The sequence below is a fragment of the Kocuria sp. CPCC 204721 genome (assembly GCF_040980945.1).
Lineage (GTDB): Bacteria > Actinomycetota > Actinomycetes > Actinomycetales > Micrococcaceae > Kocuria > Kocuria marina.
The window spans coordinates 53,244-78,478 of sequence record NZ_JAVKPO010000008.1; the positions used below are offsets into that span (position 1 = coordinate 53,244).

A 25,235-nucleotide genomic window follows, 5' to 3' on the forward strand; every position below is an offset into this window, starting at 1 on the left:
TCCCAGCCCCTGATCACAATGAAAGACGGTTCGTTTCGGACGCTGCCCAGCCCCCGAGCACGTCCCGCCAGTCTCTTCATCGCTCCCCTGTAATGGGCCTCAGTCTAACGCGCGAAATCATGTCGATGAACACGCAGATAGTTTCTGTAGAATTATTTTGTACCCGAATTGGGGGATAAACCTTCATCGGCAGATCTCGACAGCAATTTGAACCCGCAAGAAATGAGGGCTGCAAAACTGTTCGCAGAAGCAGAATCATTCCCACGACAAGTACGTTGCCCTCAGCAACGAGACAGTGCGCGACCTGCGCCGTTGCGGAAAGTCTTCCCGGACGCATGCGGGCAAGGACCCCGACCCAGGCGCCCGTCGGCGTCGAGGAGATATCGAGGACGAAGCGACGGCATTAGTCCCGGTGTCTCCACTTATGGGGTCAGAAGCAGGCGGATCGACGGGCGCAGTGTGCCAAGCTTGGATCCCGTAGCCGCGCGCCCGCGGGGAGAGCGGACCGGTTGCGCGCAGCGCGCAGCCCTATTTGCGGCTCGACGACAGGGGGAGACCATGACACACACGACGAGACGCCTGGCCACCTTCACCGGCCGCGGCTACGACAAGGGCCGGGGAACACTGCAGTGCGCCGCGTGGGCCCTCGTGGCGGAACCGCTGCAACGGTCCGTCCTGTGCCCGCCGAGCGTACGCACCCGCATCCTGCGGGCCTTCGGCGCGCAGATCGGGGAGGGCACACTGATCCGCCACGACGTGCGGATCCACTGGCCGTGGAAACTGACCGTGGGCGAGAACTCGTGGATCGGCGTGGGCGCATGGTTGCTCAACCTGGAGCCCATCACGATCGGCTCGGACGTGTGCGTGTCGCAGGGCGCCATGCTGTGCACGGGCAGCCACCGCGCGGACGACCCGGCCTTCGAGTTCGACAACGCCCCCATCACCGTGGCCGACGGCGCATGGATCGCCCTGCGAGCCACCGTCCTGCGCGGCGTCACGGTGGGCGAGGGCGCCGTCGTGGGAGCCACCGCGCTCATCACGCGGGACGTCCCGGCCGGGGCGCGCGTGCTCGCCCCCGTGGCCACGAAGGCGTGAGCGGCATGCGGATCCTGCAGGTCGTCGCCCTGGTCTCGGGCACCAACGCGTACGGCGGGCCCACCACGGTGGCCCTCAACCAGTGCCGCGCGCTCGCCGACGCCGGACACGACGTGATCCTCGCCGCGACCGGCTCCGATCTGGGCGCGCCTCTGCCCACCGAACGCGACGGCGTGCGCACGCAGCTCTTCCGTCCCGTCCAGGCCCTGCCGGGTGCGGGTTTCGCGGGTCTCACATCGCCGGCCATGCTGTCGTGGCTGCGCCGGGTCGCGCCGACCGCGGACGTGGTGCACGTGCACACGGCGCGTGACCTGCTGACCCTGCCGGCCGCGTGGCTCGCGGAGCGCGCGGGCACCCGAACCGTCCTGCAGACCCACGGGATGATCGACCCGTCCGAGAATCCCCTCGCGGGGCCCCTGGACGCCCTGCTGACCCGACGGGTGCTGCGGGACGCGCACCGGGTCTGCTATCTCACCCCTCAGGAGGAACAGGACCTCACCGAGGTCGCCCGCGGGCCCGTGAACCTCATGGAACTGCACAATGGGATGCCCGTATCCTCGCGCCCCCGCGTGCCGCGGGAAGACGACGAGTGTCGCGTGCTGTTCCTCGCGCGTCTGCAGGATCGCAAGCGTCCGCTCGCGTTCGTGGCCGCCGCGCGATCCCTGGCCGAGCGGTTCCCGCGCGCCACGTTCACGCTCGTGGGCCCGGATGAGGGCCAGGGGGACGCGGTGCGCGCGGCGATCGCGGCCGCGGGCCTCGGCGAGCGCCTCTCGTGGGCCGGCCCGGTGGACTCCGCGGGCGCGGCGCGGTGGATGGCGGAATCGGACGTGTACGTCCTACCCTCCGTCCACGAGCCGTACCCCATGTCGGTTCTCGAGGCCATGTCCGCGGGACTGCCCGTGGTCGTGACGGACACGTGCGGGCTCGCGCCCACGGTCGCGCGAACGGGGTCCGGCGCGGTCGTGGACGACACCCAGCCACCCCTCGAAGATGCCCTCGCGCAGCTGATCGCCGATCCCGAGCGGCGACGGCGAGCGGGTCGGGCGGCCGCGGACACGATCGCGCGCGAGTACGGGATGCGCGCCGTCGTCGAGAAGCTGCTGGGCGCGTACCGGGACTGAGCGGACGGCGCGGTCCCGGAGGACGACGCCGCCGGGTCACCCCGCGCGCGAGCGCCGCGCTCGGGGGTGACCCGGAATGCTACGTCGTGAAACGGGGCGCCCGCGCCCCACCCCATAGGATGGACGGGTGAAGGCCTTACTGCTCGAGAACATTCATACCGACGCCGTCGACTCGCTGCGCAGCCGCGGCTTCGAGGTAGAGACCCGCAAGGGTGCCCTGGACCCGCAGGAACTGATGGCCGCGCTGGACGGCGTGGACCTGCTGGGGATCCGCTCCAAGACGCGCGTGACCCGCGAAGTGTTCGAGGCGCACCCCACCCTCAAGGCCGTGGGTGCGTTCTGCATCGGGACCAACCAGATCGATCTCACCGCCGCCACGGACACCGCCACGGCCGTGTTCAACGCGCCGTACTCCAACACGCGTTCCGTGGTGGAGCTCGCGCTGGGTGAGATCATCGCGCTGGCGCGTCACCTCACGGACAAGAACTCCGGGATGCACCAGGGCGTGTGGGACAAGTCCGCCAAGGGCTCCCACGAGGTGCGGGGCCGCACCCTGGGGATTGTGGGCTACGGCAACATCGGCAAGCAGTTGTCGGTCGTGGCGGAGGCCTTCGGGATGAACGTCTACTTCTACGACATCGTGGACCGCCTGGCCATGGGCAACGCGACCAAGTGCGATTCCCTGGAGCAACTGCTGAACACGGTGGAGACCGTGACCCTGCACGTGGACGGGCGCGAGAGCAACACCAACATGTTCGGCCGGGAGCAGTTCCGCCAGATGCGCCCCCGTTCCCTGTTCCTCAACCTGTCCCGCGGTCACGTGGTGGACATCGAGGCCCTGCGCGAGGCCCTCGTCTCCGGCCACCTGGCCGGGGCGGGCCTGGACGTCTACCCGTCCGAACCCAAGGTCGCCGGCGAGGCGTTCGAGTCCCCGCTGCAGGGGCTGCCCAATGTGATCCTCACCCCGCACGTGGGTGGTTCCACGGCGGAGGCCCAGGAGAACATCGGCGGTTTCGTCTCCGGCAAGCTCATCGACTACTGCCGCTACGGCACCACGAGCCTGTCCGTGAACTTCCCCGAGGTGCAGCTGGACCCCCACATCCACGGCACCCGGTTGCTGCACATCCACAGCAACCTGCCCGGCGTGCTGGCTCGCGTGAACGCGGTGCTCGGCGAGCACGGGATCAACGTGGACCGCCAGCAGCTCGTGACCAAGGGGCAGATGGGTTACCTGGTCACGGACTGCGGCAACGGTGTCACGGAGGACGTCGTGGCGGCCATCAAGGCCCTGCCCGAAACCATCCGGGTGGCCACGGTCAGCTGAGCCGCGCTGCCGTACGCTGGGATGACCGACCTTTTCCCCACAACGATGTGGAGACATCATGAGTCACCCGGCCGTACCCGGCGCGCACCTGCAGAATATGGATCCCGACCCTCACCGCGGTGAGGAGGTGGACTTCCAGTCCCCGGGCGAGCGGGCGGAGGCGGAGAAACCCCGCACCCGCACCGTGCGCTGGATCGGCCTGGCGGGCGGTCTGTTGCTCGCGGTGCTCATCTACACCCTGATGCCGCAGGACGTCCCCCACGCCGCCCGGCTCACGGCCGCCACGGCCGTGCTCATGGGCGTGTGGTGGATGACCGAGGCCCTGCCGTTGCCCGCGACCGCCCTGGTCCCCCTGGTGGTGTTCCCCACGCTCGGCACGGACGTGAAGTTCGACGCCGTCGGGGCGTCCTACGGCAACAACGTCATCTTCCTGTTCATGGGCGGGTTCCTGCTCGCGCTCGCGATGCAGCGCTGGAACCTGCACCGGCGGATCGCCCTGCTCACCGTCAAGGTGATCGGTACCAAGCCCACACAGATGATCGCGGGGTTCATGGTGGCCACGGGCTTCCTGTCCATGTGGGTGTCCAACACCGCGACCGCCGTGATGATGCTGCCGATCGGCGTGTCCGTGCTGCTGCTCGTGACCAAGATCGGTTCCGGTGCCGACGCCGCCCAGGGCACCTCCGCCGCGCCCGCACGGGAGGAGATCGACCCCCAGGACAGCGAGGTCAAGGGGGAGATCGTCAAGTCCAACTTCGGCACCGCGCTGATGCTCGGGATCGCGTACGCGGCGTCGATCGGTTCGCTGGGGACCATCATCGGCACCCCGCCCAACACCCTGATGGCCGGCTATCTCTCGGACGCGCACGACATCACGATCGGTTTCGGTCAGTGGATGCTCGTGGGCGTGCCCCTGGCCGTGGTGCTGCTCGCACTGTGCTGGGTGCTGCTGACCAAGGTGTTGTTCAAGCCCGAGATCACCGAGATCCCCGGCGGCAAGGAACTCATCAACGACGAACTCGCCAAGCTCGGCCCTATGTCCCCGGGTGAGAAGCGTGTGCTGACCATCTTCGTGCTCGCCGCGCTGTCCTGGGTCTTCGTGCCGGTGCTCTTCGCGGATCCCATCATCTCCGACGCCGGCATCGCCATGGCCGTGGGGCTGCTGCTGTTCCTGTGCCCGGCCGGTGCGGCACCGGGCGTGCGCCTGCTGGACTGGGACTCCGCGGTCAAATTGCCGTGGGGCGTGCTGTTGCTGTTCGGCGGTGGCCTGGCCCTGTCCGCGCAGTTCTCCACCTCCGGGCTCACCGAGTGGATCGGCGAGCGCGCCCAGGGTCTCGGCGGACTGCCCGTGGTGTTGCTCGTGCTCATCATGGCCGGCGGCATCCTGCTGCTCACCGAGCTCACGTCCAACACGGCTACCGCGGCCACGTTCCTGCCCGTGGCCGGCGGTGTGGCCATGGGGATCGGCGTGGACCCCATGCTCCTGGCGATCCCTGTGGCGCTCGCCGCCACGTGCGCGTTCATGCTGCCGGTGGCCACCCCGCCCAACGCCATCGCGTTCGGTTCCGGGTACGTGACCATCGGGCAGATGATCAAGGGCGGGATCGGGCTCAACCTGATCGCCCTGGTCCTGATCACCGCCACGACCATGACCCTGGGCGTGTGGGTGTTCAACCTGGCGTTCTGACCCGCGGTCACCCATCCGGCGACGACGGCGCGGCACCGCCTTGGCCGGGTGACCGCAAGCGGCGGCGTCGTCGTTCTCCAAGGCATACGACAGCGTGCGGCGGCACCCGACCGCAGAGGAAGGACCCCCGGACCCGCATGATGCGGATCCGGGGGTCCTTCTACTACATGTGTGGTTACTTCTTCTTGGCGACCCGGCCGCGCTTGACGGCCTTGGCGGCGTCCTTCTCCGTGCGGGCGGCGGAGTTCTCCAGCACGCCGGAATCGGACTCGATGTGCGAGCGCATGAACCACTGGAAGAGCTCGAGCCCGCGGACCTGGGCGATCAGCATGTCCTCGGTGATGGGATCCACGTCGCTGATGCGGGCCAGGGCATCCCGATGGTCGGTGATGACGCCGTCGTAGACGAGGTCCAGTGCCGCGAGGTGCTCCACGCCGGAGGCGCGCTGGACGTCGTAGTCGTCCCACGTGCGCTCGGCCACGATGGCGCCGGGCAGACCGTTCGGCGAGACACCCAGGGTGGCCATGCGCTCGGCGAGCTCGTCCACGTACCCGCGGACCTCCTCGATCTGCGGGTCCAGCATCTCGTGGACGGAGATGAAGTTGGGACCCACCACGTTCCAGTGGGCGTGCTTGAGGGTCAGTTGCAGGTCGTTGAGCGCGTGCAGCCGCTGCTGCAGGATCTCGGCCACACCGTGGCCCCGCTCCGTGGTGAGACCCGGAACGGTGTAGTTGGCGTTCTTCGTGGATTTCTTGGCCATGACAACCTCCTCGTGGGGCGGTGGTCCCGGGGTGGAACCACACCATGCCGTCTTATTTTGATGTATTCAGAATAACAAGGACGCGAGCATTGCACCAGGGGTCACTCGGGAGCCACCGCCCTGGGGCGCTCGTGGCCTCGGGGTGCCCGGAAGATCGGCCCGACGGCGCTCTGGGCCCGAAGCGCCTCCACGGTACTCTGGCTCCGGAGCGCCTCTACGGTACGGCGGCACGACACCCCGCTGACGGAACGCGAGCGGGAATCCGCGAGCGGCCCGGATGCGGGTTGTGAACTCCGCCTGAACCGACCCCTCGACCCATCCCGCTGCGGACGCCGAACGGATCGGGGGTTTCCTGCTGAACTGGTTCCCGCCGCGCCACACCGAGAAGTTACGCCGGACCGACCGGGACACCGTGCGCACCCTGGGTGGTTACGTACGGGGCACCGCTGCGGTGGCGGTGATCGAGATGCTCGCGATCGCGGTCGGCTGTGGTTGCTCGGTGTGCCGCTCGCGGCCCCGCTGACCATGCTCGTGTCCCTGGGAGCGTTCATCCCCATCGTGGGCCCGATTGTCGCCGCAGCGCTGGCCGCTCTCGTGGCCCTCGTGACCACGGGACCGTGGGCCGCGCTCGTGGTGCTGCTGAGCATCGCGCTCGGCACGCTCGTGGACGGCGTCGTGGGCGCCGCCCTGGCGGTACCCCCTCACGGCGGTGGCGTGGTCCGTGGTCCAGTTGTGGCTGCCACGGCCCGGTCGGATTGGTGATCCAGCTCACGGGCTCTAGGGTGGAAGAAATACCTGAGACCTGGAGTATCGGATGAGTTCCTATCCCCATCTTCTGTCCCCGCTGCGCGTGGGGTCGCTGACCCTGCCCCACCGCGTGATCATGGGGTCCATGCATACCGGCCTCGAGGAGGTCCCGGGCGGTGAGCACGAGCTCGCGCGGTTCTACGTGGAACGCGTGCGCGGCGGCGCCGGGCTGATCGTCACGGGCGGGATCTCCCCCAACCCGGAGGGCGCCGCTCGCCGCGGCGGGGCGCACCTCAGCCGCGAGGACCAACTGGGCCCCCACCGCACGGTCACGGACGCGGTACATGGCGAGGGCGGGCTGATCGCACTGCAGCTGATGCACAGCGGACGGTACGCGATGCACGAAGATGCCGTGGCGCCGTCGGCCATCCGCGCTCCCATCAACAAGGTCACGCCGCGCGAGCTGAGTACGGCGGAGGTCGAGCGCACGGTCGAGGACTTCGCGAACGCCGCGCACCTCGCGCAGCGCGCGGGTTACGACGGCGTGGAGATCATGGGCTCCGAGGGATACCTGATCAACGAGTTCCTCGTGGCCCACACGAACGAGCGCACCGACCGGTACGGCGGGTCCGACGCCGCTCGCCGCCGGTTCGCCACCGAGATCGTCCGGCGCGTGCGCGAGGCCACGGGCCCGGACTTCCTCATCATGTACCGGCTCTCCGCGCTGGACCTCGTGCCGGACGCCCAGCAGTTCGCGCAGGTCCTGGAGCTCGGCCGGGAGATCGAGGCCGCGGGGGCGTCGATCATCAACACGGGGATCGGGTGGCACGAGGCCCGGATCCCCACGATCGCCACGAGCGTGCCGCCCGCGGGGTTCACATGGGTCAGCAGGGCACTGCGCGAGCACCTGAGCTTACCCGTGGCCGCGGTCAACCGGATCAACACCCCGGAAATCGGGGAAGCGGTGATCGAACGCGGGGACGCAGACCTCGTGTGCCTGGCCCGCCCGTTCCTGGCGGACCCGCAATTCGTGGCCAAGGCCCGCGCGCAGCGCCCCGCGGAGATCAACACGTGCATCGCATGCAACCAGGCGTGCCTGGACCACACCTTCTCGGGCCGCCGCATGTCATGCCTCGTGAACCCGCGCGCGATGCGCGAGGACGAGCTGGTGCTGGGCCCCACGCGCACCGCGGAGCGGATCGCGGTGGTGGGTGCCGGACCGGCCGGGCTGGCCTTCGCGGAGGCTGCGGCGCAGCGGGGTCACCGGGTGACCCTGTTCGAGGAGCAACCGGAGTTGGGCGGCCAGTTCCAGTTGGCGCTGCGCATCCCGGGCAAGGAGGACTACGCCCACACCGTGCGCTACTTCAGCACGCGCCTGGCCGAGCTGGGGGTCACCGTGCGCACGGGGCACACCGCCACCGCGCAGGACGTGGCCTTCGCGGACCGCGTGGTCGTCGCCACCGGCGTGACCCCGCGCGTCCCCGGCATCCCCGGGGAGGACGGCCCCACGGTGCTCGGGTACAAGGACGTCTTGGCCGGCGCCCCCGTGGGTGAGCGCGTGGCGGTCGTCGGCGGCGGCGGGATCGGTTTCGACGTCGCGCACTTCCTCACGCACGACCCGCACTCCGACTTCTACACCGAGTGGGGAGTGGACCGCTCGCTGGAAGCGCGGGGCGGGTTGCTCGCCCCGGCGCCGTCGAAACCGAGACGGCACGTGACCCTGCTGCAGCGCAGCGCCGGTAAGCCCGGAGCGCGACTGGGCACCACCACGGGGTGGATCCACCGCGCCGAACTGCGCATGGCGGACGTGGAGTTCGTAACCGGGGTGCAGTACGTGCGGATCGACGAACAGGGCGTGCACGTCCTGGCGCCCGCGCAGCGGGATGCGTCGCAGACCGGCCACCCGGACACCGAGGACCGGATCGAACGGATCATCCCCGCGGACACCGTGGTGCTGTGCGCGGGCCAGGAACCCCGCGCCGAGCTCGCCCGGGAACTCGCGGGAGAGAACGGGGAGCGCCCCGTGCACGTGGTGGGCGGCGCGCACGTGGCGGCGGAACTGGACGCGAAACGCGCGATCCGTGAGGCCGTGGAACTGGCCGCGTCGCTGCCCTGATACGGCGTCGCAGTCACGACGCGATCACCGAGCGCCCCGCTGTCAGTGTGCAGCGGGGCGCTCGGTCAGCGGCTCATAGGGGCGTCCCCGGTGATCCGCCCCCGCCTCCTCCCCACGAAGCGACAGGCGTGGGTGGCAAGACGGTATGTAAGCGGCGCCCCGGGACGTCAGCGCGCGGTGACGCTGCCGTTCTGCACGTTGACCGTGTACTCCTTGTCCCGGTTGTCGATGTCGAGCTCGACTTCCCAGCGCACGACGTCGTCGTCCTCGTCCAGGGAGGCCTCGTCCAGCACCTTGGTGCCCGACTCGGACTCGGCGGACTCGAAGACCCGCTTGATCGCGTCCTTCGCGCCCACGGACGCGGCACGCAGCTCGGCCACGTCGTCCTCATCCGCGCGGCCGTCCGCACGGTCCTCCTGGACGTTCTTGCCCGTGCCGTCCACCGTGACCTGGTGGGCGTTACCGTCCGCGATCAGGTCCACCTCAAACTTGTCCGCGCGGCGGTCGTAGTCGATCTCCACCACGTCACCACCCTGGTGCTGGGCCAGCGCGGAGTCAACGGCGGCCAGCGCGGCCGCCTGCCCGCCGTTGACGGCCGGGCCGGACGCCGAACCGCTCGGGCTCGCGCTGCCGGACGCGCTGCTCATGGGCGAGGCGCTCTCGGACGGCGAGGCGCTGTCCGTGGCGGACGCGGTGTCGGACGGGGATGCACCGGTCGCGTCGGGCGTGGCCGCGTCCTGCGTGGTGCCGGTGGCCGCCGCGGTGGCGTCCCCGGCGCCCTGGGTCGCGTCGTTCTGCGCGGGGGCCTGGTTCTGGGTGGTGTTCCCGCAGCCCACGAGCAACGAGGCGCTCAGCAGTGCGGCGGAACCGAGGGTCAGGATCTTCTGGGGTCGCTTCATGGTCCCGAGTATCGCCCGCCCCGGGGGACCGGGTCGAGGGTCCGTCGGTAGAAGTCGCAGTGTGTTGACCACCCGCGCTGCACCGCGGTACGCCGCGACGCGCCGGGCCGGCCACCGCGTCCTGCCCGGCCGGGCGCGCTCCCAGCGGGATCACGCGCGCTGTCACCGCCCACTCAGCCTGTCCGGCTACTATTCTGAACACTGTCCATGACCGTGTGTACCGCCGCCCCCTGCGGTCGCACGCCGCGCAGCGCCACTGGCTGACCGAGGAAGGAGGCGGGATGGGTTTCTGGACCGGGCTGGAGAACGGGATCGAGAAGGTGGTCCGCACCGCCTTCACCGCGGGTTCTCGCAAGCGGGTCGAGGCCGTGGAGATCGCAAGCGCCCTGCGCCGTGAACTGGACCAGGAGTCCTTCACCGTTCCCGCGGGCCGCACCATGGCACCCAACGTCTTCACCGTGGAGTTCTCCGACGACGACTTCCCCCGGGCCCAGGAATGGGGCGTCCAACTGGCCGAGGAACTGTGCGACGTCGTCATCCGCCACGCGCGCTCGCAGGCCTATACCCTGCAGGGCGCGGTGCGCGTGAGCTTCACGCGCCAGTCCGAACTCGAGGCCGGCCACTTCGACATCCTGTCCTCGTTCGAGCGCACGAGCACACCGGAGGTTCCCGCGGACGCCGGGACCTCCGCGCGCGCACCCCAACCCCCGGCGCCCGCCCCGCACGCCCGCCCGCGCGATGACCAAGCCGCTCATTCGGCCGACGACAACGCTGCGGGCCACGTTCCCGGCGGCTATCACGACCCGGTCGACGACCAGGCCGGGTTGCAACCGGTGCCCGTGATCCAGGTGGGCGCCGAACGTTTCACGCTCAACGCGGACCGCGTGAGCGTGGGCCGCTCCGCGCAGGCGGACGTGACCGTGGAGGACACGGGGGTCTCCCGCGAGCACCTCGAAATCCGGCGCCAAGGGGACCATTTCCTGGCTGTGGACCTCGGTTCCACGAACGGTTCCTATGTAGACGGCCAGCGGATCCAGGGTAGGGCCCAGCTCGTGGACGGTTCCGTGATCACCGTGGGGCGCACCAGGTTGACCTTCCGACTGATGCTCCCGAGGGAGAGGCGCTGACGTGTCCGAACTGACCGTGACCCTGCTGCGCTACGGATTCCTGGCGCTGCTGTGGATCTTCATCGCCGCCGTGGTCTTCTCCCAGGCGCGTGACCTGACCGTGGGCGGCAAGGCCCGCGCGGCCGTGCGCGGTGGCCGCGAGAAACTGCGTGACGCCCGCGCACGGGAACCCCGCCAGGAGGCACCCCAGAACCCCCGCCCCGCCGCCCCCACCACCGGGGGTGCGCGTACGCGCGCGCAACAGCTCGTGGTCGTGGACGGCCCGCTCGCCGGGCGTAGCTTCCAACTGGGATCGGCCCCCGTGATGCTGGGCCGTTCCGCAGAGGCCACCATCCCGCTCGAGGACGACTACGCCTCGGGGCGCCACGCCCGCCTGTTCGCGCAGGGATCCAAGTGGTTCCTGGAGGACCTCGGGTCCACGAACGGCACCTACCTACAGGACCAGCGACTGTCCCGCGCCACCGTGGTGGACCCGGGTGCCCGGTTCCGGGTGGGGCGCACCGTAATGGAACTGAGGCCGTAGCCCATGCCCATTGCTTTCCGATATGCTGCTCGCTCCGACGTGGGCCGGGCCCGTTCCAAGAACGACGACTCCGCCTACGCCGGCCGCTACCTGGCCGTCGTCGCGGACGGGATGGGTGGTCACGTGGGGGGTGACGTCGCCTCGGCCTCCGCGGTGATCGACCTGACCCACCTGGACCACGGCGGCTACGACGGCGACGCCGAGACCGTGCTCGCGGACGAGATCCAGAACGCCAACCAGAACCTCGCGAAACTCGTACAGTCCAATCCACGGTTGGGCGGGATGGGCACCACCGTGACGTCCCTGCTGATCGACGGGGACGTGATCTGCGTGGCGCACATCGGGGACTCCCGCGCGTACCGGTTGTCCGAGGCCGAGGGTTTCGAGCAGGTCACTACCGACCACACGTTCGTCCAGCGGCTGATCGACGAGGGCCGGTTGCAGCCCGAGGAGGCCGAGACCCACCCCCACAAGAACGTGCTCATGCGGGTGCTCGGTGACGTGGACGCCTCCCCCGAACTCGAGGTGCGCACCGTGCGCCCGGCCGTGGGTGAGCGCTGGTTGCTGTGCTCCGACGGCCTCAACGCGGTAGTGAACGCTCAGACCATCGAGAACGTGATGCGCTCCACGGGGGATCTGAACCAGATCGTGAACTCCCTCGTGGAACTGACCCTGGACCGCGGGGCCCCGGACAACGTGACCGTGGTTGTGGTGCAGGTGGACGAGATCCCCCAGGGCAGCGAGGCCCACCCCATGACCGGGGAGAGCCAGGGGGCCGTACCGGATCAGTCCCGCACGTCGGACGAGCAACTCATGAGCGAGTCCGAGGTGGAGCACTGGGACGGACCCATGGACTCCCCCGTGGCCGGCGGCGGCACCGACTACCGCGAACCCGGCTACCCCCACACCACATCGCAGCCCACCCAGTCCTCGGCCTCCGTGCTGCGCCGGGACCTGGCCGAGCGTCCCCACCTGCTCGTGGGTGCCGCGGCGAACGCGACCCAGACGGGGCGCATCCCTACCGTCTCGGACTCGGCGATCCAGCGCCGCGCCACGATGCTCGCGACCTCCACGCTGGACGTGACCACCGATCCCGCCGAGGTACGCAGCCTGTTGCGTCGCAAGGGTGACGACCCCGCGCGCGGGACCAAACGCCGTCGTGCGGCGTGGATCGTGGGCGTCGTCGTGCTCGCCCTCGCCCTGCTGCTCGGCGGGTGGGGTGCGCGCGCGTGGACCTCGTCCCAGTACTACGTGGGTGAGGACCGGGGTCACGTGGCCGTGTTCCAGGGTGTCTCGCAGTCCCTGGGTCCCATTTCGCTGAGCGAGTTGAGCGCGACCACCGAGATCCCCGTGGACTCCCTGTCCCAGTACGCGCAGGACCGCGTGCGCGCCACGATCCCCGCGGGCAGCCGCGAGGAGGCCGAACAGATCGTCGCGGACCTGGAGTCCTCGCGCGGACCCGAACCCCGCCCCACGGGCCGGGTGACGGTCACGACTCCCACACCGAACCCGTCCGCGAGCGCGTCGCCGAGTGGCTCGGCCACCCCGCGCACGTCCCCCGGGGGTGAGAACCGATGAGTTCGACCGTGAACGCCGCACACGAGCGCGGCACAGAGGCTCCCGTGCGCCCCAGGCCGCGGCGGATCACCGAGTTGCTGTTGCTGCTCGTGGCCCTGGCGATCGGCGTGGGCGCCAACATCCTGGTGGATCCCGAACGCGCCCAAGCGGATCCCCGCCACATCATCATGAGCGGCACCGTGCTGGGCGTGGGCGCCCTGCTGGTGCACGTGGTGCTGTGGATCCGGGCGCGCTACGCGGACCCCTACCTGCTCCCGCTGGCCGTGGCGCTCAACGGGCTCGGGCTGGCGATGATCCACCGCATCGACCTGTCCACCAACCAGAGTGCCGCCAACACCCAGGTGGTGTGGACCGGCGTGGCCATGCTCGCGTGCTGCGTGGTGCTGTGGTTGCTCAAGGACCACCGGCGACTGCGCAACGTCACGTACATCATGTTGCTGCTCTCCGCCGTGCTCCTGCTGCTGCCCATGATCCCGGGCCTCGGCGTGGAGATCAACGGCGCCCGACTGTGGATCTCGGTGGCCGGGCGAACGTTCCAGCCCGGTGAGATCGCCAAGATCACGCTGGCCATCTTCTTCGCGGGCTACCTCTCGACCAACCGGGACCTGATCCTGCTGGCTGGGCGCAAGATCGGCCCCGTGCGCCTGCCGCGGTTCCGGGACATCGCCCCCATGCTCGCGGCGTGGGTGATCGCGATCGGCGTGCTGGTGCTGCAGAAGGACATGGGTACCGCCATCATGTTCTTCGGCCTGTTCCTGGCCATGGTCTACCTGGCCACGGGACGCCTGGGCTGGATCGTGTTGGGCGTGCTGCTCATGGCCGTGGGAGGTTTCGCCGCGAGCCGCATGTTCTCCCACGTGGCCCTGCGCCTGGACGCGTGGCTGGACGCCTTCAACCCGGACGTCTACAACCGCTCCCCCGGTGGCTCGGCGCAGATCGTGCAGGGACTGTTCGGTCTGGCCTCCGGCGGACTGTTCGGTCAGGGCCTGGGCCAGGGGCGCCCGGACCTGGTCTCCTATTCCAATTCGGACATGATCATCACGGCGTTCGGTGAGGAGCTCGGGCTGATCGGGCTCGGCGCGATCCTGGTGATGTTCCTGCTCTTCGCGACCCGCGGGTTGCGCGCGGCCCTGGGTACCCGTGATGCGTTCGGCAAGCTGTTGGCCGCGGGCCTGTCCTCGCTCATGGTGCTGCAGTTGCTCGTGGTGATCGGCGGTGTCACGCGGTTGCTGCCGCTGACCGGTCTGACCACCCCGTTCATGTCCGCCGGTGGGTCGTCCCTGCTGTCCAACTGGATCATCGTGGCGATCCTGCTGGCCATCTCCCACAGCGCGCGGCGCCCCGTGGTCACCGGTCCCGCCACGGACGAGGACCTCGCGACCTTCGAGCGCCGCCTCCGCGCCCGCGAGGAACGCCGCGACGATGAGCGCACCCGCACCGACGGCGCCGATGCCGCCCCGGGCCGGGAGCCGGCCACGGAGCCCACCCCGTCGCTGTCGCGGACCACGTCCGTATCCCACGACGCCGCGGCGTCCCCGGGCGCGGCGGAATCGGCATCCGCGACCGAGGCGATCTCGCGGATCACGCATCGCTCGAGCGGTTCCGCCGGCTACGGCGCCACGCGCGCCTCCCGGAGCGACCGCACCGAAGGTGACGCGGCGTCGTCGTCCGGTGAACGCGGCGCATCCGGCGGCAACGCGCACGATCAGGAAGGGGGGACCCGGTGAACAAGGCGATCCGGCGCATGTGGCTCATGGCCGTGGCCATCATGGTGGTGCTACTACTGACACTGACGTACGTGCAGTTCTTCGCGGCCAACGCCCTCCAGGCCAACCCGTGGAACAACCGCACGCTGTACGAACAGTTCGGCCGGGACCGCGGCTCGATCCTCGTGGGCGGGAAGGAGATCGCTCGCTCCGTGCCCGCGGACGGCGACTTCGCGCACCAGCGCGTCTACTCGGACTCCCCCCTGTACGCGAACCTCACCGGGTACTTCTCCCTGGTCTACGGGGCCACGGGACTCGAATCCGCCATGGGTGACCAGCTCTCGGGCGCGTCCGACGACCAGTTCTACGACCGCGTGGTGTCCCTGTTCTCCGGGAACCAACCCAAGGGCGCCTCGGTGGAGCTGACCCTGGACCCCGAGCTGCAGCGCATCGCGTACAACGCACTGGAGGGTCACAACGGCTCCATCGTGGCCGTGGACCCCAAGACCGGCGAGATCAAGGCCATGGTCTCCCGCAAGAGCTACGACGCGAACGCCCTGTCCTCGCACGACACGAACCAGGTGGTCGCCGCAGCCCAGTCCCTGAACGCGGACCCGGACAAGCCGCTCGTGAACCGCGCGATCAGCGGGGACCTGTACTCCCCCGGTTCCACGTTCAAGATCATCGACACCGTGGCCGCGCTGGAGTCCGGGAAGTACACGACCGACACCACGCTGCCGAACCCCAACGAGCTCCCGCTCCCGGACACGACAGTTAGCCTGCCCAACTACCGCCAGGGCGGGTGTGCCGCGCGCTCCCAGGTGGACCTGCGCTTCGCGCTCGAGCAGTCCTGCAACACCCCGTTCGCGCACATCGCCATGGACCTGGGCCAGGACAAGATCCGCCAGACCGCGCAGAACTTCGGCTACGGCCAGAACCTGGACATCCCGCTGCAGGTCACCCCGTCCGTGTTCCCCGAGGACATGAATCAGGCCCAGCTCGCCCTGTCCTCGATCGGACAGTACGACGTCCGCACCACCCCGCTGCAGGTGGCCATGGCCTCCGCGGCTATAGCCAACGACGGTGTGATGATGCGTCCCAGCCTCATCAAGACCGTGCGCTCCTCGGACCTGTCCGTGATCGACCAGTTCCAGGCCGAGCAGCTGCGCCGCTCCACGGACGCGGAGACCGCGGGCACCGTCAAGGACCTGATGACCTCCGTGGTCAGTAACGGCATCGCGTCCGGCGCGGCCGTGCCCGGCGTGCAGGTGGCCGGGAAGACCGGCACGGCGGAGATCGGCAGGGACGGATTGAACGATTCGTGGTTCACTGGATTCGCGCCCGCCGACGACCCCCAGTTGGCGGTGGCCGTGGTGGTCGAGGACGTGGACGTCACCACAGGGTCTTCCCTGACCAGCCCCAGTGCCCGGCAACTCTTCGAGGCGGTGTTGAACAAGTGAGACCATCGTCGAACACCACCCTGGGCGGTCGTTACGCCCTGACGGAACGAATTGCCATCGGCGGCATGGGCGAGGTGTGGAAGGCCAAGGATCAGGTCCTGGGTCGGATCGTCGCGGTGAAGATCCTCAAGGACGAGTACAACGGGGATCCCACGTTCCTGCAGCGTTTCCGGGCGGAGGCCCGTCACACCGCCCTGCTCAACCACCCGGGTGTGGCCAACGTCTTCGACTACGGCGAGGACGAGGGCTCCGCGTTCCTGGTCATGGAACTCGTGCCCGGCGAACCGCTGTCCAACATCATCGACCGGCAGAAGTCGTTGGACCCGGACACGGTCTTGAACTACATCGGCCAGACCGCCCGCGCCCTGGCCGCCGCGCACGCGCAAGGGCTCGTGCACCGGGACGTGAAGCCCGGCAACCTGATCATCACCCCGGACAACCGCGTCAAGGTCACCGACTTCGGCATCGCCCGGCTGGCGGACCAGGTGCCGCTCACGGCCACCGGCCAGGTCATGGGCACGGCCCAGTACCTGGCCCCCGAGCAGGCCACCGGTCAGACCGCCACGGGCTCCTCGGACATCTACTCCCTGGGGATCATCGGCTACGAACTGCTCGCCGGCCGGCGCCCCTTCACGGGGGAATCCCAGATCGCGATCGCCCTGGCCCAGGTCAACGACAACCCTCCCGCGCTGCCGGACTCCATCCCGGACCCGGTGCGCGCCCTCATCATGTCCATGCTCGCCAAGGACCCGGAGGAACGCCCGGAGAACGCGGGCAAGCTCGCCAACGCCGTGGATGCGCTGCGCCGCGGGGACGTCACGGCCGCGGTCACGATGGTCCCGGGGATGCAGCCATTCCTGTCCCAGGACTTCTCCGACGAGCAACCCACCGAGGCCATCGCACCGGTCTCGGGACCGAGCACCCGGCCCATGTCCGGGACGGCCGCCGCGGGAGTGACCGGTTCGGCCGCGGCCGCGGCCCAGCCGGACCCCAAGTACAGCGCCCACCCCTCTACCGCACAGTTCGACGCCGTGAACCGGCCACCGAGCTCGCAGCGCGGTTCCACCCCGCAGGGTGAGCGGCGCAAGACGTCCGTGTGGGCGTGGTTGTTGCCGCTGCTCGCACTTCTGGTGGCCCTGGCCGTGGCCGGGGTGTACTTCTTCTCCTCGCGGGACGATTCCGGCTCCCCCGCACCGGGCACCGTCACGTCCTCCACCGTGAGCCCCACCGCGAACACCGTGGTGTTGCCCGCCAACATGGTGGGCCGCGACGCGGACCAGGTCGCCTCCGAGATCACCGCCATGGGCGTGAACGTGGACAAGCGGCTGCAGCAGGGCACGGGTCAGGCGGAGAACACCGTGGTCTCCGTGGAACCCGCGGCCGGTTCGCGGGTGAAAGTCGGTTCCACCGTGGTGATGTACGTCGCGTGGACCCCGGGTGCCCAGACGACCCCGGGGGCCGGGACCGGGGGCACCGGTGCCACGCAGTCACCGCAGCAACAGCCCGAGCAGAACCAGAACACCCAGGCACCGCAACAGACCGCTCCCACCAACGGCGGGGGCAACGGCGCCGGTAATGGCGGCGGCGCGGACAACGGCGGGGCCGGTAACGGAGCCACCAACGGCGCCGGGGAGACCGGCCAGAACGGGGCGAACACCCAGGCGGACACCGGTGCCCAGGGGACCACGGATCAGAGCGCCCGCTCCGAGGCAGGATCCGGGCAGTCCAACCCCGTGCAGGGCACCGGTGACGGGGCGCTCGCGGCTCCGAGCGCTCCCGGCAGCGGCGCGGGCGGCTGACACGCATGGGGACGTCGGGACTGCCGGATCTGATCAACGACCGGTACGAGGTCGGTGAGGTCATCGGCCGCGGTGGCATGGCCACGGTGCACGTGGGACAGGACGTTCGCCTGGGCCGCCGCGTGGCCATCAAGATCCTGCGTCCGGAACTGGCTGCGGATGAGACGTTCCACGAGCGGTTCCAGCGCGAGGCCCACGCCGTGGCGTCCCTCAACCACCACTCGATCGTGGCCATCTACGACACCGGGGAAATCCGCCCCCAGGGCCCGGACGGTGTCCTGCGCCCCTACATCGTCATGGAATACGTCCCCGGGCGCACACTGCGGGAACTCATGCACGGGCCGGGGGTCACTCCGGAACAGGCCATCGAGTACATGCTCGGCATCATGGACGCCCTGTCCTTCAGCCACCGCGCGGGGATCGTGCACCGGGACATCAAACCCGCCAACGTCAAGGTCACCCCGGACGGCAGCGTCAAGGTCATGGACTTCGGGATCGCGCGTGCCGTGGAGGACACGCAGGCCGCGCTGACCCAGTCCCAGGCCGTGCTCGGCACCGCACAGTACCTTTCCCCCGAACAGGCCAGCGGGGCCGCGGTGGATCCCCGTTCGGACCTGTACTCCGCCGCGTGCGTGCTCTTCGAGTTGCTGACCGGGCGCGCGCCGTTCGTGGGGGAATCCTCCGTGGCGATCGCCGCGCAGCACGTGCGGGACGCGCCGCCCGCGCCGTCGGCGGTGAACCCGCAGTTGCCGCCCGCCGTGGACCGGTTCATGGAGCGCGCCCTCGCCAAGGACCCGCGGGACCGGTTCGCGGACGCCGGACAGATGCGCCGGGCCCTGCGTGAACTGGGCGGGCAACTGCCCGGCAATCTCGGGGCCACACAGCCCATCGACGTCACCCACACCGTCGATTCCCACACCAAGACCCTGCCCGCGGTGGGTGCCGGTGCCCCGGCCGCCGCCGTGACCGCCGCGGGGCGCAGCGAGGATGCCGAGCCCACCGTCTCCGCACAGTACGGCGGGTTCGACGACGACGCCGCGGCCGACGACCCAGCGCCCGTCGCCGCCCCCGCGTCCGCCTCCGCGCCGTACGAACAGCGCCGTCGCAGGCCCCTGTGGGTCGTGCCCGTGGTGCTGCTGCTCGTGCTCGCGCTGCTGGTCGGCGGAACCGTGCTGGGCGTGCGGTGGTGGCAGGACCAGCAGGTCGAACAGGTCGCGCAGGTGAGCGTCCCCCAGGTCACGGGGATGGACAGCACCACGGCGGAGAACACCCTGCGGGACGCGGGGCTGAACCCCACGTTCACCACGCAGCACAGTGACAGCGTGCCGGACAAGCACGTGATCAGCATGAGCCCCGCCGCGGGGACCCAGGTGGACCAGGGGTCCTCGGTGGCCGTCGTGGTCTCCGAGGGGCCCGAGAACGTGACCGTGCCCAACGATCTCGTGGGCCAATCCTTGGACTACGCCCGCCAGTCCCTGCAGCAGGCCGGCCTCACGGCGGGCCCGGTCAGCACGGTCAACAGCGCCACCGCGCCCCACAACGTGGTGCTCTCGACCGATCCCGGACAGGGCGCCTCGGTGGCCCGGGACAGCGCGGTCAAACTGCAGGTGTCCACGGGCAAGGTCACGGTCCCGGACGTCGTCGGCCGCAGCCGCGCGGAGGCCGAACAGGCCTTGCGGGCGGACGACGTGCGACTCAACTACGACGTGGAGATCCGCGAGACCGAGGATGCTGAGGCTGGCACGGTGCTGCGGCAGTCCGCTCCCGCGGGGTCCTCCGTGAGCCAGGGGTCCACGATCACGCTCACGGTGGCCCGGAAGGTGACGCCCACGCCGAGCCCCACCCCGTCCCCGACGAACGAGGACGAGCCCACGGCGGAACCCACGACTCCCGCCGAACCCACGGATGCCGCACCGCAACCCACGCAGCCCCAGCCCACGAGTCGCCCCACCGCATCCCGCGGGGGCGACGGCTGAGATCGGCCGGGCCTTACTGTGCGGGGCCTTGTTTCGACGGACCTCGCTCCGACGGAGTGTGCGGTCCGGGTGCCTCTGACGGAACTGGTTCTCAGGCGGTCATGAGCGGGGACAACCCCGCGGCCGCCGCGGCGGCACCGTGCTGGCCCACTTCCTCGAGCCAGTTGCCGAGCATGAGGTAGCCACCCTCCGTGAGCACGGACTCGGGGTGGAACTGCACACCGTGCAGCGGGGCGGAGCGGTGCTTGAGACCCATGACCACCTGCCCGTCGTCGGTGGTCGCGGTGACCTTGAGGCAGTCCGGGACGGTGTCCGCGGCCACGGCGAGCGAGTGGTACCGGGTCGCGGTGAACGGCGACGGGACCGAGGCGAAGACGCTGTCCCCGTGGTGCACCAACTGGGACGTCTTGCCGTGCATGAGCTGTTGGGCGTGGCCCACGTGAGCGCCGTAGACCTCACCGAGCGCCTGGTGGCCCAGGCACACGCCGAGCAACGGTGTCCTGGTGTGCTCCGCCCAGCGGATCAGGTCCGCGCACACGCCGGCGTCCGCGGGGGCACCGGGGCCGGGGGACAGCAGGACACCCTGGTGTTCACCGGCGAGAGCGGTGGCCGCGGCGACGTCCAGGTCGTCGTTGCGCACCACGGTCGTCTGGGCCCCCAATTGCTGCAGATACCCCACCAAGGTATAGACAAAGCTGTCGTAGTTATCCACGACGAGAATCTTCACAGACACTCAAGAACTCCTGCGCGTTCACCAATTGACAGAACTCGCGCCAGTCTACGCCCGCTCGGGCGGATAGACTGAACGCCGATCTCGCGGCAGGAACCGGTCCCCGCCGCACCCGCGGGCCGCCACGGCCGCGCACCCACCCCCGGGTCACGCCCGGACGTGGTGCCCACGCAGCAGGAGGAAAGAACGCCAGTGTCTGAGCCCAAGAAGCGCTTCGGTCGATCCCGTAAGTCGCAGGACGACACACAGGACTTCGCCCTCACGGAACGGGACCGCGAACTCGCCGCCCTCGCGGCGGAGATCCTTCCCCGCAACAGCGCCGCCGCGTCCTTCGAGCGTTCTGCCGCGCGCAAATCCGGGTCCTCGGCCGTCTCCACCAAGGATGCGGCGACCGACCACGGTCTCGCCGACGACGCCGCTGCGCCCGGTACCGGGGATGCGTCCGGTGACCCGGCTGTGCCCGCTGGCAAGACGACGTCCGTCGGTAAGGGCCGGGCAGGGAAGAAGCGGGCGGCCGCGGCATCCGTGTCCGCTTCCGGGACCGCTGTAGCGAACGAATCCGGCATGAAAGGGGCCCGGGCCGGTACGTCCGGAGCGGACGCGTCCGGCGAGGCCGGGTCCACCGACGAGCCGGGCGTCGGCACGTCCGATACGAGCGAGGACGCGGAGACGCCCGCGGCGCGCAAGAAGCTGCAGCGGGACGAGCGACGTCGTGCGGCGAAGGCCGCCAAGGCGGAGAAGCGCGAGCGCCGGTCCACCGACTACCAGCCCACGCCGCTGTGGTACAAGGTGGTCATGATCGGGTTGATGATCCTGGGGCTGTTGTGGATCATCACCTACTACCTGTTCCAGGGCATGGTGCCCATCCCCGGGATCAGCGTGTGGAATCTGGTGATCGGGCTCGGGTTCATGCTGGCGGGGCTCATCATGACCACCAGATGGCGTTGACCCTGCCACCGATCCGCACTCGCGCCCCGCAGGAGGCCTCGTGAACACTTCCCCTCACCCCTCGTCACCCGATGACGGGCGGGGCGGCGGGCCCCCCGATCGGAACTTCCCGGACGACGACGCCGCTCCGGGGCCCCTGTCCGAGGCGTCGTCGCGCCGAGGCGCGAACGGAACCCGCCGCGAGGGGTACCGGATCAACCCCGCGCGTATGGAGGTGCGGGTGCGGCGCATCGCGCTCCTGGGACTCGTGCTCGTGCCGCTGATCTACTTCATCGTGCAGTCGTTGCGCTAGCCGCGCTCCTGCCCCGCGGAACGCAAGTGCCCCATCGGTCGGACAACCGGTGGGGCACTGTTCACGTGGGGAGCGAGTCGCTCGGGCGCGAGATGCTCAGGTGCGAGTCGTTCAGTTGGCGGACTCCGGAGCGGTGAACTCCACGTCCAGGTCGATGCGCACCTTGTCGGAGACCATGACCCCGCCGGCCTCGAGGGCGGCGTTCCAGGTCACGTTGAACTCCTTGCGGGAGATCGAGGTGGAGGCGGTGAAGCCCGCGCGGGTGGTGCCGAAGGCGTCCACGGCCACGCCGTTGAACTCGGCGTCCAGCTTCACGGGCTTGGTCACGCCACGCAGGGTGAGCTCGCCGGTCACGGTGCCCTCACCGTCGTTGAGCTCCAGGCCGGTGATCTTGTAGGTCATCTGCGGGTGGTTCTCCACGTCGAAGAACTCGGCCGAGCGCACGTGGTTGTCGCGGGTCTCGTTCTTGGTGTCCACGGAGTTCATCCCCACGGCCACCTGGCCGTTGGACTGGGAAGCGTCCTCGGCCACGTTGAGTTCACCGGAGACGTCGCTGAACACACCGCGCACCTTGGAGATACCGGCGTGGCGGACGGAGAACGCGACCTCCGTGTGGGCGGGGTCCAGGGTCCAGGTTCCGGGGGTCATACCTTCGAGCGTGGTCATTCGTTTCTCCTTGGCATCGGGCGGGCCGTCGTCGGACGGCCCAATTGGTTGCTTCGGAAACTAATTTACGACCCGCTGTTTGATGCGTCAACCTATTCTGGAGAAAACTTTGGGTGAACAGCGTCACACACGGCACGGCGAAGGCCCGCCCGTCAGAGGTGCAGGTCCAGCACCGAGCTGTTGCTGAGGCCGTGGAACTGCCGCTGGTGGTACACAAGCGGGCTGCCCGAGCCCTCTTCACCCAGGACCTCCACGACGGCGGCATTGAACACGAGCGCCGGCCCGGCCTTGATCCGCGCGAGCGGGATGGCCCTCAGCACGCGGCGCACCCCGAGCAAGCGGGGCTCGCCTGTGGACAGCGTGGTCCACTCCATGTCGTCCCCGAAACGGGGTGCACCCGAAATGGCGAAGGATCGTGCGAGTTCCACGTTGTCCGAATCCAGGAAATGCACCACGAAGGAATCGGCCGTTGCCACGACGGCCGCTGAACCGCGCTTGGCCTGCAGTGAGAAGCCGAGGATCGGGGGGTCGGCGGAGATGGAGGAGACGGAGGACGCCGTGAGGCCCACGGGGCCTTCCGGCCCGGCGACCGTGATGATCGCGATGCCCGCGGGATGCTGACCGAACGCGGACTTGAACCCTTCCGTCAGGCGCGGATCGCTGTGCAGCGCCTCCGTGGGGGCCACGAGGTCCACGGCATGTGCGGCGACCCGTTCTGCCTCACCCCCGGATGCCGGGACACCGTCCAACCCCTGGCCGGGGTCGGGGGTCTCGGGATCTGCTGAGGTGTTCTGGCTGACGCGGTCCGGCATGGTGGGTCCTCTCACACGGCTGTGTTCCCGGATCGGCGGTCCGGCCGCCGTTATCCGGACAGGCTAAATCCTGCCAGGCATCTCATGTCCAACACATGATTTCGTAGTCCACATTCTGGGCCACACGGCGCAATGAGACGTCACATTGGGGGGACACCACCGCTGCGCACCGTGCGACGAGCGATCCCCCACTTCTCACCGTACGCCCACCCGCGGCCGGGATCACCCGATGCTCTTGTACTCCCTCGCGAAATGGATCAGGGGACGGTCCGCGGCACCCGCGTCCACCCCTCGGCCCATGGCCGTGACACGCCCCACGACCACCAGGTGGGTTGCCGCGGTGTGGGTGGACACGGTGTCCAGCTCGAACCAGCTCAGGCACCCGTCGATCACAGGCGTCCCCGTGCGCTCGGTGCGGTGGAACGGGACGGTGTCCAGCAGTCCGTCCACGGGGTTGCCCGGACTCGCGAGCCAATTCGCCACAGAGCGCTGATCCGCGTTCAGCAGGGACAGGGCCCAGGACCCGGCGCCCTCCACGGCCTCGCACATGCGCCCCATGTCGTACAGGCACACGAGCATGGTGGGCGGATCGTAGGAGACGTCCGCGAACGCCGTGACGGTGATCGCGTGGTCCTTGCCCCGGTAGCGCGAGCACACCACGCCCACCCCCACCGCGTGATCGGCGGCCAGGGTGCGGTAGCGCTCCACCTGCACGTCCGTGGGGCGGGGATCCAGGGTCTCGTTCTGCATGACCCCAGTGTGTCATCGCGCCCGTCGCGGCCCCGGGTCCGAGCGGGGCACCGGTTCTCGTGGCCGAGCGGCGCGCAGACCCTCGCGTTCGAGCGGGGCGCCCGCCCTCGTGTGCCGACAGACGGGGTCGCTCTCAGCGCGTCAGCGCGCTCGCCGGTGTCCACCCGTCATGCGTAGCGTGATGTTCAATCGCCCGCCGTTCTTCAACCCCAGGTGCAGGCCCCCCGTGCCGGGGAACACTTTGGGCACGCCGTGAAACGCGTACCGGGAGGGTCCGCCGAACACGAACAGGTCCCCCGAGCGCAGTTCCACGTCCCAGTACGGAGCCGTGCGGGTCTCGGTGTTGCCGAAGCGGAACGTGCACGTGTCCCCCAGGGACAGGGACACGATGGGCGCCGCCGAGAACTCGTCCTTGTCCTGGTGCATCCCCATGTGCGCGGCGCCGTCGTAGTAGTTGACCAGCGCGGAGTCGGGGACGAAACCGCGGACGACGTCCTCGACTCCGGGGACGCGCGCATCTCCCGCGTCCACCACCCCGTACGCATCCGCCACGGCCCGCGCACCCAGGTCCACGAGCCAGTCCGGCAGGGCCGCGACCTCCGCTCCCCCGGTGGCCCCGTAGCGGTAGGGGGTCCGATTCGCGCCGAGCATGACCGACTGCACGGACATCCGACCGCCGCCCGGCATCACCTGGTGACGCATGGGGGCCGAGCGCACCCAGTCACGGCACGCGGCCACGAAATCGTGCTGCCGGGCGACGGGGAGCCAATCGGGAACGTGCACGGCCCCGGGCGCGAGCACGGTGGACTCGCGGGGGACGGTGAACAGCTCGGTGACCTCGTACTCGGCCATGCCCGTGAGCCTATGACCGACCCCCGACACCCACAACTCGCGCCGCCAGGCGCCGGCTGGGGCGATCCGAGCAGGGCGCCCCGAGAACTGAACCGGCAAGTCCGGGTCCGGTGGTGGCCCCGAGTCTGCCGGTAGGCGCTCCCTCATCCCGCTCCCCCGCTCATCCCCTCCCACCCCGGGCAACCCGTTCAGCACACCCGGGAGAGCAGCGGCCCGCGGAATATCGGGCCCCGTGAGCCCGTTATTCCTACAGCAAGTTTTCTCTGG

Annotated in this window: 22 protein-coding genes; 15 read left to right on the forward strand and 7 right to left on the reverse strand. The window is 69.7% G+C overall.

What is annotated here, in order from left to right; translation table 11 throughout:
• Window positions 1-558: 558 nt before the first annotated feature.
• From RF637_RS09080 to RF637_RS09095, 4 genes are all read left to right on the forward strand, one after another.
• Window positions 559-1,095, forward strand: a complete 537-nt coding sequence (locus RF637_RS09080) for a DapH/DapD/GlmU-related protein (protein ID WP_368844668.1) — start codon at window positions 559-561, stop codon at window positions 1,093-1,095.
• 5 nt (window positions 1,096-1,100) lie between these two features.
• On the forward strand, window positions 1,101-2,216 hold the full coding sequence (locus tag RF637_RS09085; RefSeq protein ID WP_167318914.1) for a glycosyltransferase: 1,116 nt from the start codon (window positions 1,101-1,103) through the stop codon (window positions 2,214-2,216).
• 127 nt (window positions 2,217-2,343) lie between these two features.
• Entirely contained in the window at window positions 2,344-3,540 is a 1,197-nt protein-coding gene (serA, locus tag RF637_RS09090; protein ID WP_368835774.1) for a phosphoglycerate dehydrogenase, read from the forward strand.
• Window positions 3,541-3,598: 58 nt separating this feature from the next.
• On the forward strand, window positions 3,599-5,227 hold the full coding sequence (locus tag RF637_RS09095) for a DASS family sodium-coupled anion symporter (RefSeq protein WP_368844669.1): 1,629 nt from the start codon (window positions 3,599-3,601) through the stop codon (window positions 5,225-5,227).
• 175 nt (window positions 5,228-5,402) lie between these two features.
• Here RF637_RS09095 and RF637_RS09100 read toward each other — a convergent pair whose 3' ends face one another.
• Complete coding sequence (locus RF637_RS09100) at window positions 5,403-5,987, reverse strand: Dps family protein (protein ID WP_368844670.1); 585 nt, start codon at window positions 5,985-5,987, stop codon at window positions 5,403-5,405.
• Between the two features lie 501 nt (window positions 5,988-6,488).
• Between RF637_RS09100 and RF637_RS09105 the strand changes: the two genes are divergently transcribed.
• Window positions 6,489-6,749, forward strand: a complete 261-nt coding sequence (locus RF637_RS09105; protein WP_121544250.1) for a hypothetical protein — start codon at window positions 6,489-6,491, stop codon at window positions 6,747-6,749.
• Between the two features lie 52 nt (window positions 6,750-6,801).
• A complete protein-coding gene (locus RF637_RS09110; protein WP_368844671.1) occupies window positions 6,802-8,850 on the forward strand; it encodes an FAD-dependent oxidoreductase in 2,049 nt (682 codons plus the stop codon).
• A gap of 167 nt (window positions 8,851-9,017) precedes the next feature.
• On the opposite strand, the gene RF637_RS09115 is transcribed toward RF637_RS09110, so the two are convergent.
• Entirely contained in the window at window positions 9,018-9,749 is a 732-nt protein-coding gene (locus RF637_RS09115) for a hypothetical protein (RefSeq protein WP_368835770.1), read from the reverse strand.
• Between the two features lie 281 nt (window positions 9,750-10,030).
• On the opposite strand from RF637_RS09115, the gene RF637_RS09120 reads away from it, so the two are divergent.
• Genes RF637_RS09120 through pknB form a run of 7 tightly spaced genes read left to right on the forward strand, consistent with a single transcriptional unit; the run spans window position 10,031 to window position 19,918 of the window.
• The gene (locus RF637_RS09120; RefSeq protein WP_167318918.1) at window positions 10,031-10,876 is read left to right on the forward strand and encodes a DUF3662 and FHA domain-containing protein; all 846 of its coding nucleotides are present in this window, start codon (window positions 10,031-10,033) and stop codon (window positions 10,874-10,876) included.
• A gap of 1 nt (window position 10,877) precedes the next feature.
• Complete coding sequence (locus RF637_RS09125; RefSeq protein ID WP_131333633.1) at window positions 10,878-11,399, forward strand: FHA domain-containing protein; 522 nt, start codon at window positions 10,878-10,880, stop codon at window positions 11,397-11,399.
• Between the two features lie 3 nt (window positions 11,400-11,402).
• On the forward strand, window positions 11,403-12,977 hold the full coding sequence (locus RF637_RS09130) for a PP2C family serine/threonine-protein phosphatase (protein ID WP_368844672.1): 1,575 nt from the start codon (window positions 11,403-11,405) through the stop codon (window positions 12,975-12,977).
• Window positions 12,974-14,704, forward strand: coding sequence for an FtsW/RodA/SpoVE family cell cycle protein (locus RF637_RS09135; RefSeq protein ID WP_368844673.1), 1,731 nt, complete (start codon window positions 12,974-12,976; stop codon window positions 14,702-14,704). Before RF637_RS09130 ends, RF637_RS09135 begins: the two co-directional genes overlap by 4 nt.
• Complete coding sequence (locus RF637_RS09140; RefSeq protein WP_085106574.1) at window positions 14,701-16,143, forward strand: penicillin-binding protein 2; 1,443 nt, start codon at window positions 14,701-14,703, stop codon at window positions 16,141-16,143. Before RF637_RS09135 ends, RF637_RS09140 begins: the two co-directional genes overlap by 4 nt.
• Complete coding sequence (locus RF637_RS09145) at window positions 16,140-17,942, forward strand: protein kinase (protein WP_368844674.1); 1,803 nt, start codon at window positions 16,140-16,142, stop codon at window positions 17,940-17,942. Before RF637_RS09140 ends, RF637_RS09145 begins: the two co-directional genes overlap by 4 nt.
• Before the next feature lie 5 nt (window positions 17,943-17,947).
• Window positions 17,948-19,918: a Stk1 family PASTA domain-containing Ser/Thr kinase gene (pknB, locus tag RF637_RS09150; RefSeq protein ID WP_368844675.1), complete on the forward strand. Its 1,971-nt coding sequence runs from the start codon at window positions 17,948-17,950 to the stop codon at window positions 19,916-19,918.
• A gap of 91 nt (window positions 19,919-20,009) precedes the next feature.
• Here pknB and RF637_RS09155 read toward each other — a convergent pair whose 3' ends face one another.
• Window positions 20,010-20,651, reverse strand: coding sequence for an aminodeoxychorismate/anthranilate synthase component II (locus RF637_RS09155; RefSeq protein WP_368835764.1), 642 nt, complete (start codon window positions 20,649-20,651; stop codon window positions 20,010-20,012).
• 189 nt (window positions 20,652-20,840) lie between these two features.
• Between RF637_RS09155 and RF637_RS09160 the strand changes: the two genes are divergently transcribed.
• Together RF637_RS09160 and RF637_RS09165 are read left to right on the forward strand one after the other, a co-directional pair.
• Entirely contained in the window at window positions 20,841-21,596 is a 756-nt protein-coding gene (locus RF637_RS09160; protein WP_368835763.1) for a cell division protein CrgA, read from the forward strand.
• Window positions 21,597-21,636: 40 nt separating this feature from the next.
• Window positions 21,637-21,888, forward strand: coding sequence for a hypothetical protein (locus RF637_RS09165; RefSeq protein WP_368844676.1), 252 nt, complete (start codon window positions 21,637-21,639; stop codon window positions 21,886-21,888).
• A gap of 111 nt (window positions 21,889-21,999) precedes the next feature.
• Here RF637_RS09165 and RF637_RS09170 read toward each other — a convergent pair whose 3' ends face one another.
• The 4 genes from RF637_RS09170 to RF637_RS09185 all read right to left on the reverse strand — a co-directional run bounded on the left by RF637_RS09170 (window position 22,000) and on the right by RF637_RS09185 (window position 24,968).
• Entirely contained in the window at window positions 22,000-22,554 is a 555-nt protein-coding gene (locus RF637_RS09170; RefSeq protein WP_144998566.1) for a YceI family protein, read from the reverse strand.
• A 152-nt stretch (window positions 22,555-22,706) separates the two neighbouring features.
• Window positions 22,707-23,366 carry a flavin reductase family protein gene (locus RF637_RS09175; protein WP_183085804.1) on the reverse strand — a complete coding sequence of 220 codons (660 nt, stop codon included), beginning with the start codon at window positions 23,364-23,366 and terminating at the stop codon, window positions 22,707-22,709.
• Window positions 23,367-23,588: 222 nt separating this feature from the next.
• Window positions 23,589-24,116: a flavin reductase family protein gene (locus RF637_RS09180; protein ID WP_368844677.1), complete on the reverse strand. Its 528-nt coding sequence runs from the start codon at window positions 24,114-24,116 to the stop codon at window positions 23,589-23,591.
• Between the two features lie 141 nt (window positions 24,117-24,257).
• Window positions 24,258-24,968 carry an alpha-ketoglutarate-dependent dioxygenase AlkB gene (locus tag RF637_RS09185; RefSeq protein WP_368844678.1) on the reverse strand — a complete coding sequence of 237 codons (711 nt, stop codon included), beginning with the start codon at window positions 24,966-24,968 and terminating at the stop codon, window positions 24,258-24,260.
• Window positions 24,969-25,235: the final 267 nt, after the last annotated feature.